The 14609-nt window shown below is 65.4% G+C and carries 11 protein-coding genes and 1 pseudogene; 5 read left to right on the top strand and 7 right to left on the bottom strand.

The window, feature by feature from the left end:
• Positions 1–88: 88 nt before the first annotated feature.
• The 6 genes from AB1A62_RS20170 to AB1A62_RS20145 form a co-directional block, all read right to left on the bottom strand.
• Positions 89–1441, bottom strand: coding sequence for an SPOR domain-containing protein (locus AB1A62_RS20170; protein WP_366663258.1), 1353 nt, complete (start codon positions 1439–1441; stop codon positions 89–91).
• 172 nt (positions 1442–1613) lie between these two features.
• Positions 1614–2246, bottom strand: coding sequence for a uracil phosphoribosyltransferase (gene upp / locus AB1A62_RS20165; RefSeq protein ID WP_366663257.1), 633 nt, complete (start codon positions 2244–2246; stop codon positions 1614–1616).
• Positions 2247–2323: 77 nt separating this feature from the next.
• Positions 2324–3535, bottom strand: a complete 1212-nt coding sequence (locus AB1A62_RS20160) for a phosphopentomutase (protein WP_366663256.1) — start codon at positions 3533–3535, stop codon at positions 2324–2326.
• Positions 3535–4839 (bottom strand): thymidine phosphorylase, encoded by a 1305-nt coding sequence (locus AB1A62_RS20155; RefSeq protein ID WP_366663255.1) that lies wholly within the window; start codon positions 4837–4839, stop codon positions 3535–3537. Before AB1A62_RS20155 ends, AB1A62_RS20160 begins: the two co-directional genes overlap by 1 nt.
• Positions 4839–5231 (bottom strand): cytidine deaminase, encoded by a 393-nt coding sequence (locus AB1A62_RS20150; RefSeq protein WP_366663254.1) that lies wholly within the window; start codon positions 5229–5231, stop codon positions 4839–4841. Before AB1A62_RS20150 ends, AB1A62_RS20155 begins: the two co-directional genes overlap by 1 nt.
• Before the next feature lie 105 nt (positions 5232–5336).
• Positions 5337–6422 (bottom strand): cupin domain-containing protein, encoded by a 1086-nt coding sequence (locus AB1A62_RS20145; protein WP_366663253.1) that lies wholly within the window; start codon positions 6420–6422, stop codon positions 5337–5339.
• Between the two features lie 164 nt (positions 6423–6586).
• Here AB1A62_RS20145 and AB1A62_RS20140 point away from each other — a divergent pair, with 164 nt between their 5' ends.
• From AB1A62_RS20140 to AB1A62_RS20125, 4 genes are all read left to right on the top strand, one after another.
• Entirely contained in the window at positions 6587–8860 is a 2274-nt protein-coding gene (locus AB1A62_RS20140) for an NADP-dependent malic enzyme (protein WP_366663252.1), read from the top strand.
• Between the two features lie 44 nt (positions 8861–8904).
• On the top strand, positions 8905–9297 hold the full coding sequence (locus AB1A62_RS20135) for a GFA family protein (protein ID WP_366663251.1): 393 nt from the start codon (positions 8905–8907) through the stop codon (positions 9295–9297).
• 263 nt (positions 9298–9560) lie between these two features.
• Entirely contained in the window at positions 9561–11450 is a 1890-nt protein-coding gene (prpE, locus tag AB1A62_RS20130) for a propionate-CoA ligase PrpE (protein ID WP_366663250.1), read from the top strand.
• 144 nt (positions 11451–11594) lie between these two features.
• On the top strand, positions 11595–13037 hold the full coding sequence (locus AB1A62_RS20125) for an amidase family protein (protein WP_366663249.1): 1443 nt from the start codon (positions 11595–11597) through the stop codon (positions 13035–13037).
• A gap of 487 nt (positions 13038–13524) precedes the next feature.
• Here the strand turns inward: AB1A62_RS20125 and AB1A62_RS20120 are convergent, their stop codons facing one another.
• Positions 13525–14286, bottom strand: a complete 762-nt coding sequence (locus AB1A62_RS20120) for an NAD kinase (RefSeq protein ID WP_366663248.1) — start codon at positions 14284–14286, stop codon at positions 13525–13527.
• A gap of 169 nt (positions 14287–14455) precedes the next feature.
• Between AB1A62_RS20120 and glyA the strand changes: the two are divergent.
• Positions 14456–14609, top strand: a pseudogene (gene glyA / locus AB1A62_RS20115) (serine hydroxymethyltransferase); the annotation flags it as partial.

Raw genomic sequence — 14609 nt, 5'->3', positions numbered from 1 at the left:
CCGCCATCTTCGCAGCCGCCGCATTTGCACGGCGGCGACAAAAAAAGCCAGGCAGATACCCGGCCAAAGCAGATTATTGTTCAAGGCGTTACTTGCTGAGACGGGCACCGCTGAAACCGGCGCGCTGCACCTTGGCCAGGGCTGCGGCGGCTTGGGCTTTGTCCCGGTAGGGGCCTGCCAGCACCACCTTGTAAGGCTGCCCCTTGCGGCTGACGGAGCCAAGCCGCACCGTCAGGCCCGAGGCGGCCAGTTTGCGGGCCGCCGCCTTGGCCTCGGCCGGATCGGCATAGGTCGCAGCCCGGACATAGCGGCGGGATGTTGCCAGCTGCTCCGGTGCCGCGGCGCCGGGAGCTGAGCGGGTGGACAGGCGCAGGCCCTTGGGTTGCGCCTCAGCCGGGCTGACACGGGCATCGCGCGGCAGGATGACCGTGGGGCGGTCCGGCGGCAGCGCAACCAGCTTGCGCGGCACGCCATTTGTCCAGATCTGCGCCATCTGCGCGTCGCCTTCCGGGGTGCGCAGACCGCGCCTCGGGTTCATCCGCCCGTCTTCGCGCTCCACCACCTCATAGCCTGCCGGGGCCTGGGCAAAGCCGGTGACCACCGCCGGACGCATCGTGCGCTCCGCCCGGTGCGGGTTCAGCCGCCCGTCGGTCCAGACCGGGCGGTAGCCCTTTGGCACCGTGAAGCTGTTGCTGAGACGGCGGTCCTGATAGATGTGTGTCTGCACCACGCGGGTGTTCGGGGTGAGCCGCAGCGAGCTTTGCGGCCCGATCTCCTGGCCGCCGTAGGTCACCGGCGCCGAGTCCTGCGGACCGCAGCGCACACCAGGGGAATTGCTGTACTGGCGGCTGATATCTGACAGGCCTTCACAGGCCGCATTGCCTGCGGGCTGCTGCGCAGCGGGCGCCGGTGCGGGCGCCACCCGCACAACCTTCTTGGCTGCAGGCTTGGGGGCGGCAGGCACCGCCGCAACGGCAGCCGGCTGGGTGCCGGCAGCTTGCGGCGTGCGGCGCGGCTTGGCGGTTGTGACCGTCCGCGGCGGTGTGCCGGCGGCGGCCGGCTCGACCGGGGCGGCGGCAGCGGGTTTGGCCTGCGCCGGCTTGGCTGTGGCGGTTTGCGCCGGCCGCTGGCTGGGTTCCAGGGTGATCACTTCCGGCCCGGCGTCCCGCTGCTGCTGCTTTGTGGTCCCGGCGACCTGGGTGGGCGCATAGCCGCAGATCTGCTTGCGCGAGCGGGTGACCCGCGGAACCCAGGTGACATTGCCGTCAATGCCTGCCCGGATGTAGATGCAGCCGCGGCTGTCCACATACTGATTGCCCTTGTATGACGCGGGCGGATACTCGGCGGGCGGCCGGGTTTCACGCAGAGTTTGTGCCTGTATCCCTGCGGCGCCGGTTGTCCCCGCGATGATGGCCAGTGCAATAATTCTAGTTATTTTCATTCCTGAGCCCCACAAAATATGGCTGCAGGATGCCCGAAACTGGCCTGTGAGTAAAGATTCCGCGGCAACAATAAGGCCGGATACCGGCAATTTTTGCGCGAATTGAAATGAATTCGCGCCCTTCCCCAAACAGGCAGCCAAGGCGGATTTGCTCCGCCTTGGCGCAGAAAGATCACTTGGTGCCGAACATCCGGTCGCCTGCGTCGCCAAGGCCGGGCAGGATATAGCCCTTCTTGTTGATCTCGCGGTCCAGCGAAGCGGTGACGATCGGCACGTCCGGGTGCGCCTGTTTCATGCGCTCGACGCCCTCGGGCGAGGCCAGCAGGCACAGGAAGCGGATGTTGTTCGCGCCGGCATCTTTCAGCAGGTCAATGGCAGCGGCGGAACTGTTGCCGGTGGCCAGCATCGGATCCACGGCAATCACCAGCCGGTCCTTCAGCCCTTCCGGCGCCTTGAAATAGTATTGCACCGGCTCCAGGGTTTCCTCGTCGCGGTAAAGACCGACAAAGCCGACCCGGGCGGAGGGGATCAGCTCCAGCACGCCGTCCAGCATGCCGTTGCCCGCGCGCAGGATCGACACCAGCGCCAGCTTCTTGCCGGCCAGGATCGGCGCTTCCATCTCCTCCATCGGGGTTTCGATGCTGGTGGTGGTCAGCGGCATCTCGCGGGTGATCTCATAGGCCAGGAGCTGAGTGATCTCGCGCAGCAGGCGGCGGAACCCCGCGGTGGAGGTGCCCTTGTCCCGCATCAGGGTCAGCTTGTGCTGCACAAGCGGGTGATCAACAACGGTCAGGTGGTCGGTCATGGGGCACTCCTCAAAATTTGGTCTTGCGCGCTTTTACGGGCTTGGCCGCAGCAGGCAAGCGTGTTTTGACCATAGGGTCAAAGAAAACTCTTGCCGGGGCCTTGGGCCGGTACGTTCAAATGGGCCGCAATGGAGGCGCCCACATCGGCGAATTTGACCTGCCCGACGGGGCCCGCGTCAAGTCCCGCGATCAGCACCGGCACCTGTTCGCGGGTGTGGTCAGTGCCGGGCCAGCTGGGATCATTGCCGTGATCGGCGGTCAGCAGCAGCATGTCGCCCTTGCGCAGCTTGGACAGCAGGCGGCCGATCTCACCATCGAACCACTCCAGCGCCCGGGCATAGCCGGAGATGTCGCGGGTGTGGCCGTACATGCTGTCGAACTCGACGAAATTGGCAAACGTCAGGCTGCCGTTCCCGGCAGTCTCCACCGCTTCAAAAAGATGCTCCATCAGCTTGGCATCAGTGCCCTTTTTCAGGGTGTCGATACCGGACATGGAGAAAATGTCGCCGATCTTGCCGATGGCGTGGACCTTGCCGCCCGCCTCCTGCACCCAGTTCGTCAGCACCGGCGCCGGCGGGGTGATGGCATAGTCGCGGCGGTTGGTGGTGCGGGTGAAACCTTCTTCTGCCGCGCCCAGGAAGGGACGCGCGATGACCCTGCCCACTTTCATGGCGTGCAGCCGCGGGGCAATGGCCTCGCAAAGCGCCAGCAGGCGGTCGAGGCCGAATGTCTCCTCGTGCGCGGCGATCTGGAAAACGCTGTCGGCGGAGGTGTAGCAGATCGGCCGGCCCGTGCGCATGTGTTCGGCGCCCAGATCATCGAGGATCACCGTTCCGGAGGCGTGGCAGTTGCCCAGGATACCATCGGTGCCCGCCTGCTCCGCGACGAAGGCGGAGAGATCCTCGGGGAACGACGGCGCCTGATCGGGGAAGTAATGCCAGTCCCAGGGCACCGGCAGGCCAGCCAGCTCCCAATGGCCCGATGGCGTGTCCTTGCCGCGGCTGAGCTCGCTGGCGCAGCCCCACATCCCCTGCGGTTCCGCGTCCAGACCCGGAAACGGCACCGAGGACGCCAGCCGCATTGCTGCGCCCAGGCCAAGGCGCTCCATGTTCGGCACCTGCAACGGGCCGCTGCGGCCCTCCTCCGCCTGCCCGGCCGCGCAGGCCTGGGCGATATGCGCAAGCGTGTTGGCGCCAAGGTCCGGCAGATCGCCGTTGAAGAACGTTCCGGCATCCGGCGCGCCGCCGATGCCAACGGAATCCATCACCACAAGAAAGGCACGGGGCATCAGGTGATCCTTTCGTGAACCAGCGGCGGCAGAGCGTCCGGCGCCTCCCCGATGGAGACTGCCGCGAGAAAGGCCGCCTCCGCCTTCTCAGCTGCATCATCGCTGGCCGCGTGGATGCGGGCAAGGGAGTCGCCTGCCCCGACGGGCTGGCCAAGGCGGACAATGTCCGAGATGCCGACGCCCGGATGGATCTTGTCGCTCTCCACCATCCGGCCGCCGCCGAGGGCAACAACCGCCAGCCCGAGGGCTTCGCCGTTCATGGCAGAGACATGCCCCGCCGAGGGCGCCTTGACCTCGCGCACGACTTCCGCGCCGGGCAGATGGTCCTGCCAGTTCGCGGCAAAATCCGCGGGGCCACCCATAGCAGCAATCATCCGGGCAAACCTCTCTGCCGCGCGGCCATCGGTGAGGGTGGCGGTAATCTTTGCCGCTCCGTCATCCGCATCCCCAGCCAGACCCGCGTGGGCCAGCAGTTCTCCGCCCAGCACCGCCGAAATCCCGGCCAGCGGCCCGGAGGTGCCGCCGGTCAGCACCCGCATCACCTCTGCCACCTCCAGCGCATTGCCCAAGGCCGGCGCCAGCGGCTGGTTCATGTCGGTGATCAGCGCCGAGGTCTTGCATCCGGCCGCATTGGCCGTATCGCACAGCGACTGCGCCAGCGCGCGGGCGTCATCGGCGGTCTTCATAAACGCGCCGGAGCCGATCTTGACATCCAGCACCAGAGCGTCCGGGCTGGCGGCCAGTTTCTTGGACAGGATCGAGGCGGTGATCAGGTCAAGACTTTCCACCGTCGCGGTCACGTCGCGGATTGCATAGAGCCGCTTGTCCGCAGGCGCGATTTGCGCAGTGGCGCCAACGATGGCGCAGCCCATGTCCCGCATCATGCGGCGCAGGTGGTCTTCGCTGACACTGGTGGAGACGCCGGGGATTGCCTCTAGCTTGTCCAGCGTGCCGCCGGTATGGCCCAGCCCGCGACCGGAAATCATCGGCACATAGGCGCCGCAGGCCGCCAGCGCGGGCGCCAGCAGGAGCGAGACGCAATCACCCACGCCGCCGGTCGAGTGCTTGTCCAGCACCGGACCGTCCAGATCCCAGGCCAGAACATCGCCGGTGTCGCGCATCGCCAGCGTCAGGGCGCGGCGGCCTTCGACGCTGAGCCCCTGCAGGCAGACCGCCATGGCAAAGGCGCCGGCCTGGGCATCGCTGACGGCGCCGCTGGCCAGACCTTCGGCAAACCAGCGCAGCGCGTCCTCGCCGGGCGTTTCACCGCGGCGCAGGCTGGCGTTGATGGCGCGGGCATCCATCAGCTGCGCTCCATATGGTCCGCGTCGAAGGCGCCGGGCAGCAGGGCGCCGATGGTGGTTTCCTGCTCGTCGCCGTCGGTGGTGGCCATGATGACCTTCACATCGCCCTTGGCGAATTCCTTGATCTTCTGGCGGCAACCGCCGCAGGGCGTGATCGGGGTCGGGCAATCGGCGATCACATAGACCTCCGCCAGTTCTTTCTCCCCCGCAGCCACCATCGCGGCGATGGCGCCAGCCTCGGCGCAAGTACCCTCGGGATAGGCGACGTTTTCAACGTTGCAGCCCACATAGATCTGGCCGGAGGCGGAACGGACAGCGGCGCCGACCTTGAAGTTGGAATACGGCGCGTGGGCGTTTTCGCGGACAGCGGCGGCGGCGGCTTTAAGGCTCATGGCGATTCCCCGTTTTTTTGATCATTTGGTCAAGATGCCGCAGGATAGCTGAATTGCTCCGGGAAGCGGAAGCCCCCGGAGGCAGTTCTTTGCGCCGCTCCGGGTTCAGGCCAGCGTGGTCTTGAACACCCCCGGCAGGGTCACCTCCAGCAACTCCACATCATCAGACGGCGCACTGAGGCGGGTCTTCATGCCCGGAGGGATGACAAAGGCGTCGCCCTGCTCCAGCCGGTAAGGCTCGCGGCCCTCGCCCTCCAGCGTCACCGCGCCGTTCATCACAAAGGTGAAGTGAATGTCGGTGTCATGCGCGGCCCATTGCGGCACACCCTCGCCCCGGCGCACCACCTGCACACCCGCGACGCCCTTGGTGTTCTCGGCAATGGTGGTGTCGCGGCAGATATAGCCCGGCAGCCGGAACGGCACCCACGCGGCGCCTTCCGCCTTGTTGTAAACAAACCGCTGGCCCTGCCATTCCCGTTCGGGACGGTAGTGCGGCGTCGGCAGGGTCATCTCGTGGTCGATCTCGGTGACATGCTCGGCCGGCACGCCGATCTCGATCACCTGCACATTGTCGCTGGCCTCCAGCACCCGGTGGCGGATCTCCGGCGGCTGGATGAAGCAGTCGCCCGCGGTCAGGCGCATCTTTTCTCCCTGATCCTCGTAAACCACATCAACCCAGCCGTGGATGCAGAAGATCAGCTGGAAGCCGACCCGGTGGAAATGCACCATGTCCGGCACCGGGCCGCCGTCGGGAATGCGGATGTGGCTGGCGATGATCGAGCCGCCCAAACGGTCCGGCACCAGGTCGCGGTAATGCATGCCTGCGCGGCCGATGATCCAGGGCGCCTGGTCCTTGAGGCGGCGGACCACGAAGCTGTGCACCGTCTGCGGCATAACCATCGGCGGGTGGCGCTCCTCGATCTCGACCTTGGTGCCGTTGGGCGCGGTCAGGCGGCGCCGGCCTTCGGCAAATCCATCAGGATCTTCAGTCAGAATGCGGATTGTGCCGGGAGATTCCTGCGCCCCTTTTTCAACCCGCAGCCGCAGCCCATGGCCGGAAAACACCGCGATGCGCGGATCATCCGCCGGATAGATCATGTCCATCTTCATACCCAAAACCTTGGTATAAAACGGAATATCATTGCGCAGCTCATCCGTCGGCAGGCGGATCTCGGCGATTGTTTCGCTCACGTTTTCACTCCCTGTTCTGTTGGCAGGAGAGTGACCTTGCGGCAGGGTTTATGCAAGAACCCGCCGCCCGGTCTGCCGCCGCGTCCGTTTGCGTCAGTTTGGACTATGTTTCCGGCAGAAAAAATGGTTTAACGCTAAACAATACCCTTTCCGAGGAGCGCCAGATGTCCGATTCACAGAACCTGCGCCAAGCCGCACTCAACTATCACGAGTTTCCCCGCCCCGGTAAGCTGGAGATCCGCGCGACCAAGCCGATGGCCAACGGGCGCGACCTGGCCCGCGCCTATTCGCCCGGCGTGGCGGAGGCCTGCGTGGAGATCAAGGCGGACGAGGCCAATGCCGCCCGCTACACCTCGCGCGGCAATCTGGTTGCGGTTGTGTCGAACGGCTCCGCGGTGCTGGGGCTGGGCAACATCGGCGCGCTGGCCTCCAAGCCGGTGATGGAGGGCAAGGCGGTCCTGTTCAAGAATTTCGCGGGCATCGACTGCTTCGACCTGGAAATCAACGAAAGCGATCCCGAGAAGCTGGCCGAGATCGTCTGCTCGCTGGAGCCGACGTTCGGGGCGATCAACCTCGAGGACATCAAGGCGCCGGACTGCTTTGTGGTCGAGAAACTGTGCCGCGAGCGGATGAACATCCCGGTCTTCCACGACGACCAGCATGGCACCGCGATTGTGGTGGGCGCCGCGGCCAAGAACGCGCTGCATGTGGCGGGCAAGTCGTTCGAGGACATCAAGATCGTCTCCACCGGCGGCGGCGCGGCGGGGATTGCCTGCCTCAACATGCTGCTGAAGCTGGGCGTGAAGCGCGAGAACATCTGGCTCTGCGACATTCACGGGCTGGTCTACGAGGGCCGCGAAGAGGACATGAACCCGCAGAAGGCGGCCTTTGCCCAGGCCTCGGACCTGCGCACGCTGGACGAGGTGATGGACGGCGCCGACATGTTCCTGGGCCTGTCCGGCCCCAATGTGCTGAAGCCGGAAATGGTCAGCAAGATGACCGCCCGCCCAATCATCTTTGCGCTGGCGAACCCGACGCCGGAGATCATGCCCGACCAGGCACGCAAGGTGGCGCCGGATGCGATCATCGCCACGGGCCGCAGCGATTTCCCCAACCAGGTCAACAACGTGCTGTGCTTCCCCTTCATCTTCCGCGGGGCGCTGGACGTGGGCGCGACGGAGATCAACGACGAGATGCAGATTGCCTGCGTCGACGGCATCGCGGAGCTGGCCCGCGCCACGACCTCCGCCGAGGCCGCGGCAGCCTACAAGGGCGAGCAGCTGACCTTCGGCGCCGATTACCTGATCCCGAAACCGTTTGACCCGCGGCTGGTGGCGGTTGTCTCTTCCGCCGTGGCCAAGGCGGCGATGGAAAGCGGCGTAGCGACCCGGCCGATCGAGAATATCGCCGCCTATAAGCAGAAGCTGAACCAGACCGTGTTCAAGTCCGCCCTGCTGATGCGCCCGGTGTTCGAGGCCGCCCGCGCCGCCGCCCGCCGCATCGTGTTCAGCGAGGGCGAGGATGAGCGGGTGCTGCGCGCCGCTCAGGCGATCCTGGAGGAAACCACCGAGACCCCGATCCTGATCGGCCGTCCGGAGGTCATCGAACGCCGTTGCGAGAAGCTGGGCCTGGATGTGCGCCCGGGCCGCGATTTCCAGCTGGTCAACCCGGAGAACGACCCGCGCTATTACGATTACTGGAACAGCTATCACAAGCTGATGCAGCGCCAGGGGGTGACGCCGGATCTGGCCAAGGCGATCATGCGCACCAACACCACCGCGATCGGCGCCATCATGGTGCACCGCGGCGAGGCGGACAGCCTGCTTTGCGGCACCTTCGGCGAATACCGCTGGCACCTGAACTACGTGCAGCAGGTGCTGGGCGGCGGCACCTATTCGCCGCACGGCGCGCTGTCGATGATGATCCTGGAGGACGGCCCGCTGTTCATTGCCGACACCCATGTGCATGTGGAGCCGACGCCGGAGCAGATCGCCGAAACCGTGATGGGCGCGGCCCGCCATGTGCGCCGCTTCGGGCTGGAGCCGAAGATTGCGCTGTGCTCGCAGTCGCAGTTCGGCAATATCTCCTGCGACACCGGCAGCCGCCTGCGCGCCGCCATCGAAATCCTCGACGATAAACGCCGCGACTTCGTCTATGAGGGCGAGATGAACATCGACACCGCACTGGACCCGGAACTGCGCGAGCGGATCTTCCCCAATTCGCGGCTGGACGGCGCGGCCAACGTGCTGATCTTCGCCCATGCCGACGCGGCTTCCGGCGTGCGCAACATCCTCAAGATGCGGGCCAGCGGGCTGGAAGTGGGGCCGATCCTGATGGGCATGGGCAACCGCGCCCATATCGTCTCCCCCTCGATCACCGCACGCGGGCTCTTGAACATGGCCGCCATTGCCGGCACCCCGGTCGCGCACTACGGTTAACTGCGCGGCCCCGTCAGCCGGCCGCCCAGTCAGGGAGGCCGGATATGAGAGGGCATTGCCACTGCGGCGCAGTGCATTGGGAGAGCCGGGCCGAGGCGGCCTGGAGCTGCTACTGCCATTGCGCCGACTGCCGCCGCAACTGCGCGGCGCCTGTCACCGCATTCTTCGGGCTGCCGCATGAGGCGGTGGAATGGTCCGGCGCGGAGCTGAAGGTCTACAATTCATCCGAAGGGGTGGAGCGGCTGTTCTGCAGCACCTGCGGCACCCAGATGGCCTATCGCACCGCGCGCGATCCGGTGAACATCCACCTCTACACCGCGACGCTGGAAAGCCCCAGCCAGATGCCGCCCAAGTTCCATGTGTTCCATTCCGACCACGTCAGCTGGCTGGAGCTGAAGGACAGCCTGCCCCGCTTTGCCAAATCCTCAAACGGGTGATTCCCGGCGGCGGGTTCGGGCGCATGGCAGCCGGTTTTGCAAGTTTGCAATTCGGCAGCGGGTTTTCGGAATATTCTACAGCAAACACCAGTTTGCAAAGTTGGCGGCGGGCAAGCCGGCCATCGCTTGTAAATCCGGTAAATCACCGGCGCAAATCCGGGCAGAATCTGTAAATTCCTTGACCAACCTTGCGTGAAGACGCAGCAAAACTTGCCCGGCTGCCGGTTTCTCGCCTACGCAAATGGCAGGAGGAGATGAACACCATGGGATATCAGGACATTTACGCGGCCTGGAAACAGGATCCGGAGGGCTTCTGGATGGAGGCCGCACAGGGCATCAGCTGGGATGAAGCCCCGAAGCAGGCGCTGTTTGACAAGGGCGAAGGGCTTTACGAATGGTTTGCCGATGCCAAGGTGAACACCTGCTACAACGCCGTTGACCGCCATGTCGAGGAAGGCCGCGGCGAGCAGACCGCGATCATCTATGACAGCCCGGTCACCCATACCAAGCGTGAAATCTCCTATGTCGAGCTGCGCAACCGCGTTGCCACCCTGGCCGGCGCGCTGCGCGCCAAGGGGGTGGAGAAAGGCGACCGTGTCATCATCTACATGCCGATGATCCCCGAGGCGCTGGAGGCGATGCTGGCCTGCGCCCGGATCGGCGCGGTGCATTCGGTGGTGTTCGGCGGCTTTGCCTCCAATGAACTCGCCGTGCGCATCGACGACGCCAAGCCCAAGGCGATCATCGCCGCCTCCTGCGGCATCGAGCCGGGCCGCATCGTGCATTACAAGCCGCTGCTGGACGGCGCCATCGACCTGGCGGAGCACAAGCCCGACTTCTGCGTGATCTTCCAGCGCGAGCAGGAAGTGGCGGAGCTGATCCCGGGCCGCGACGTGAACTGGCACGGCTTCCAGTACGGCGTGGAACCGGCCGAATGCGTGCCGGTCGAGGGCAACCACCCCTCCTATATCCTCTACACCTCCGGCACCACCGGCCAGCCCAAGGGGGTGATCCGCCACACCGCGGGCCAGCTGGTGGCGCTGAACTGGACCATGAAGAACATCTACAACGTCGATCCCGGCGACGTGTTCTGGGCCGCCTCCGATGTGGGCTGGGTCGTCGGCCACAGCTACATCTGCTACGCGCCGCTGATCCACGGCAACACCACCATCGTGTTCGAGGGCAAGCCGGTGGGCACACCGGATGCGGGCACCTTCTGGCGGGTGATTTCCGAGCATAAGGTCAAGAGCTTCTTCACCGCCCCCACCGCCTTCCGCGCCGTGAAGCGGGAGGATCCCAAGGGCGAGTTCGTCAAGAAATACGACCTCAGCGGTCTCAAGCAGGTCTACCTGGCCGGTGAGCGTGCGGACCCCGACACCATCACCTGGGCGCAGGAGCAGCTGAAGGTGCCGGTGGTCGACCACTGGTGGCAGACCGAAACCGGCTGGTCGATTGCCGCCAATCCCCTGGGGATCGAGGAGCTGCCGACCAAGCTCGGCTCGCCCGCGGTGCCGATGCCGGGCTATGAGGTGGATATCCTTGACGAGGGCGGCAACCCGGTTGCGGCGGGCGAGCTGGGTGCGATTGCGGTGAAACTGCCGCTGCCGCCGGGCACCCTGCCGACTTTGTGGAATGCGGAAGACCGGTTCAAGAAGAGCTACCTGAATACCTTCCCCGGCTATTACGAGACCGGCGACGCCGGCATGAAGGACGAGGACGGCTACCTCTACATCATGGCGCGCACCGACGACGTGATCAACGTGGCGGGCCACCGGCTGTCGACCGGCGGCATGGAGGAAGTGCTGGCGGGCCACCCGGATGTCGCCGAATGCGCCGTTATCGGCGTGGCGGACAGCCTCAAGGGCCAGATGCCGGTGGGCTTCCTGTGCCTGAACTCGGGTGCCGACCGCGATCATGGCGAAGTGGTGTCCGAGGTCGTGAAACTGGTGCGCGAGAAGATCGGTCCTGTCGCCGCCTTCAAACTGGCGATGGTGGTCGACCGGCTGCCCAAGACCCGCTCCGGCAAGATCCTGCGCGGCACCATGGTGAACATCGCCGATGGCACGCCCTGGAAGATGCCTGCCACCATCGACGATCCCGCGATCCTGGACGAAATCACCGCGGCGCTGCAGACCATCGGCTACGCCAAGTAACCTCCCTCGTTTCCCGGCTCGGGAAACGGCCAAAAACCCTGCGAGGGTTTTGAAGGCTCCGCCAGCAGGCGGAGCCTGTTTTCCGTCCGGTTTTGCTTGCAACTCCGCCCTGCCCGCCTAGGCTGCGGCCAGGGAGGCCTGAGCATGACACAACCGGACATCTGGCAACTGAGCGCCACGGAACTGACGAAGCTCACCCGCAGCGGGAACCTGAGTGCTGAAAACGCCGTTCAGGCTTCCATCGGCCGGATGAATGCGGTGAACCCGGGGCTCAACGCGGTGGTCGAGGATTTGAGCGCCGAGGCGCTGGACCGCGCCCGCGCCCTGGACAAGGCGCGCGCAGACGGCGCGGAACCCGGCCCGCTGCACGGGGTGCCGGTCACCATCAAGATCAACATCGACCAGAAAGGCCACGCCACCTCCAATGGTGTCACCGCGCTGAAAGACCTGATTGCCCCCGCTGACGCACCCGTCGTTGAGAACCTGCACAAGGCCGGCGCGGTGGTGATCGGCCGCACCAACACGCCGGAGTTCTCCTTTCGCGCGGACACTGATAACCCGCTGCACGGGCGCACCCATAACCCCTGGGGGCGGCACATCTCTCCGGGCGGTTCCTCCGGCGGCGCCGGGGCTGCGGTGATGGCCGGGATCGGCGCACTGGCGCATGGCAATGATATCGGCGGCAGCTTGCGCTTTCCCGCCGCGGCCAACGGCGCGGTCACCGTGAAGCCGGGCCTGGGCCGGGTGCCCGCCTGGAACCCCAGCCAGACGGCGGAACGCGGGCTGCTGGCGCAGCTGATGTCGGTTCAGGGGCTGATCACCCGCACGGCAGAGGACCTGCACCTGTCGATGCCTTCCCTGATTGCTGCCGATCCCCGCGACCCGTTCCATGTGCCGATGCCCTGGCGCGGCGAAGCGGTCGAGGGGCCCATCAAGGTCGCCGTCACGAAAAACACCCACGGCTATGAGCTGCACCCCGAGGTCGAGGCGGCGCTGGATTTCGCCAGTGATGCGCTGGCGGATGCCGGCTATGTGGTCGAGGAAGTGGAGCCACCGAATGTGTTTGAGGCCGGGCGCACCGGCTACCGGGCGCTGATGGGCGAGATCTACGCGCTGATGAAACACGATGTGGACGCCGCAGGGTCGCAGACCGTGCGGGACATCTTTGCGGTCTATTTCCAGGAATTCCCCCCCTTTGCCGGAGATGAGTTGCTGCAGATGATGGCCAAGCGGACCCAATACGCACGCCAGTGGTCGCTGTTCATGGAGGACTACCCGCTGGTGCTGTCGCCCTTCCTGCCGCAGCCCTTCTTCAAGCCGGACCGCGACACCGAGGGCGCGGCAGGCGTGCATGAGGTGCTGGGCTGCGCGGTCTATTCCTATGCGATGAACTTCCTCGGCCTGCCTGCGGCCTCGGTCCCGGCCCGGCTGGCCGAACTGCCCAAGGGCCCGCAGCCGGTCAATGTGCAGATCGCCGCCCGCCGCTGGCGCGAGGATCTGGCGGTGGATGCCTGCGCCGCCATCGAGGCCCGCGCCGGCCGCATGTGCCTGCCGCTGTGGGAGAAGATGGCCGCAAGCGGCGGGTAGCCCCCGCTGCGCAACCTTACAATTGCCGCATCTGCCCGAGCGCCAGGCTGTGCTTGCCGGTTACAGAGAACATCTGCCCGCTCTTGAAAAGCCGGCGTGAGAGCCCGGTCTGGCGGGGCCGTTTGAAAATTGAAAGGACTGCCGCGCCAATCGGCCTCCGGGTGGTCCAACCCGGCCAGGAACTGCAGCCGCCAATTCTCCAGCTGCAGCCCGCTTTGCAGCGCCCCGGGGACAGGGTGAGCCGCCCCCGGGATCCTTCCATACCCAACTTACTCAATACCATTACCGCACCCGCGGCCCGAACGCCTGAACGCGGACTGGCCGGGTGCCACCGGCGGGAAACACAAAACTGGAACGCATTAAATCCGCCGGTCCGGCACATCGGCTTTGCAGCCTCAGGCAAATGCGCCAGCATCTGCCTGTGGATAAATCCTCGCACGGAATGGTTACCGGGACGTTCACAGCCTCGTGAACAATGCGTTAAACGTCAGGTGAACTGTTCCGAAATCAGCCGTTCCTCCAGCCCGTGGCCGGGGTCGAACAGGATTTTATGGCGGATTTGCGTATCGGTGCGGATCTCCACCCAGTCAATATCAGCAACCGAAATCGAGTCGGCATCGGCCATCACCGGGCGCTTGTCCGCCTCCAGCACATCAAAGCGCACCATTGCGTTGCTGGGCAGCAGCGCCCCGCGCCAGCGCCGCGGGCGGAAGGCGGCAATGGCGGTCAGCGCCAGAACATCGGCGCCGATCGGCAGGATCGGACCATGAGCGGAGTAGTTATAGGCGGTGGAGCCTGCCGGGGTGGAGACCAGCGCGCCGTCGCAGACCAGCTCCTCCATCCGCAGCCTGCCATCCACCGAGATCCTGAGCCGCGCCGCCTGCGGGCCCGCCCGCAACAGCGAGACCTCGTTGATCGCCAGCGCCTTGTGCACCTCGCCGCGGCGGTCCATGGCGGTCATCGACAGCGGATTGATGATCTCCTGCACCGCTTCCTCGAGCCGTTCGATCAGCCCGTCCTCGCGGTATTCGTTCATCAGGAAGCCGACAGTGCCGCGGTTCATGCCATAGACCGGCGCCGGGTGATCGACCATGGTATGAAGGGTCCGCAGCATGAAGCCGTCGCCGCCCAACGCCACGATCACCTGGGCCTGATCCGGCGGCACATGGCCGTAGCGGCGGCTCAGTTCAGCCAGCGCATCCTGTGCCACGTCAACGTCACTGGCCAGAAAGGCGATTCTCAAACTCATGAAATCTGTTTCCGGTATTAGGCATCTGGTTCCGAAACAATCACAGCTTTCCGCCGATGGCCATAGTTGCCGTTCTGTCGCAGGGATATGTCGCTTTACAGGCTTCCTGCGCAAGGAAGTTTCCGATAGGAAATCCCTCAATTCTGATCCCAACTCCAACGGAGCCACCATGACTGAAGCGACCCGTGACACCGGCTTTTTCACCCAAGCGCTGTCTGAGCGCGATCCTGAACTGTTTGCCTCGATCACGGCCGAACTGGGCCGCCAGCGCGACGAGATCGAGCTGATCGCCTCCGAGAACATCGTCTCCGCCGCGGTGATGG

The organism is Leisingera sp. JC11, from assembly GCF_040704725.1.
In the GTDB taxonomy this organism is placed as follows: domain Bacteria; phylum Pseudomonadota; class Alphaproteobacteria; order Rhodobacterales; family Rhodobacteraceae; genus Leisingera.
The sequence above is the reverse complement of the archived record's forward strand: the minus strand, read 5'-3'. Positions and strand labels throughout refer to the sequence as shown.

What these genes read in the sequence shown, in the direction of transcription:
- AB1A62_RS20125 (WP_366663249.1), top strand. Translation starts at nt 11,595, where the DNA reads ATGACACAACCGGACATCTGGCAACTGAGCGCCACGGAACTGACGAAG.
- upp (WP_366663257.1), bottom strand. Translation starts at nt 2,246, where the DNA reads ATGACCGACCACCTGACCGTTGTTGATCACCCGCTTGTGCAGCACAAG.
- prpE (WP_366663250.1), top strand. Translation starts at nt 9,561, where the DNA reads ATGGGATATCAGGACATTTACGCGGCCTGGAAACAGGATCCGGAGGGC.
- AB1A62_RS20140 (WP_366663252.1), top strand. Translation starts at nt 6,587, where the DNA reads ATGTCCGATTCACAGAACCTGCGCCAAGCCGCACTCAACTATCACGAG.
- AB1A62_RS20160 (WP_366663256.1), bottom strand. Translation starts at nt 3,535, where the DNA reads ATGCCCCGTGCCTTTCTTGTGGTGATGGATTCCGTTGGCATCGGCGGC.
- AB1A62_RS20155 (WP_366663255.1), bottom strand. Translation starts at nt 4,839, where the DNA reads ATGGATGCCCGCGCCATCAACGCCAGCCTGCGCCGCGGTGAAACGCCC.
- AB1A62_RS20150 (WP_366663254.1), bottom strand. Translation starts at nt 5,231, where the DNA reads ATGAGCCTTAAAGCCGCCGCCGCCGCTGTCCGCGAAAACGCCCACGCG.
- AB1A62_RS20120 (WP_366663248.1), bottom strand. Translation starts at nt 14,286, where the DNA reads ATGAGTTTGAGAATCGCCTTTCTGGCCAGTGACGTTGACGTGGCACAG.
- AB1A62_RS20135 (WP_366663251.1), top strand. Translation starts at nt 8,905, where the DNA reads ATGAGAGGGCATTGCCACTGCGGCGCAGTGCATTGGGAGAGCCGGGCC.
- AB1A62_RS20170 (WP_366663258.1), bottom strand. Translation starts at nt 1,441, where the DNA reads ATGAAAATAACTAGAATTATTGCACTGGCCATCATCGCGGGGACAACC.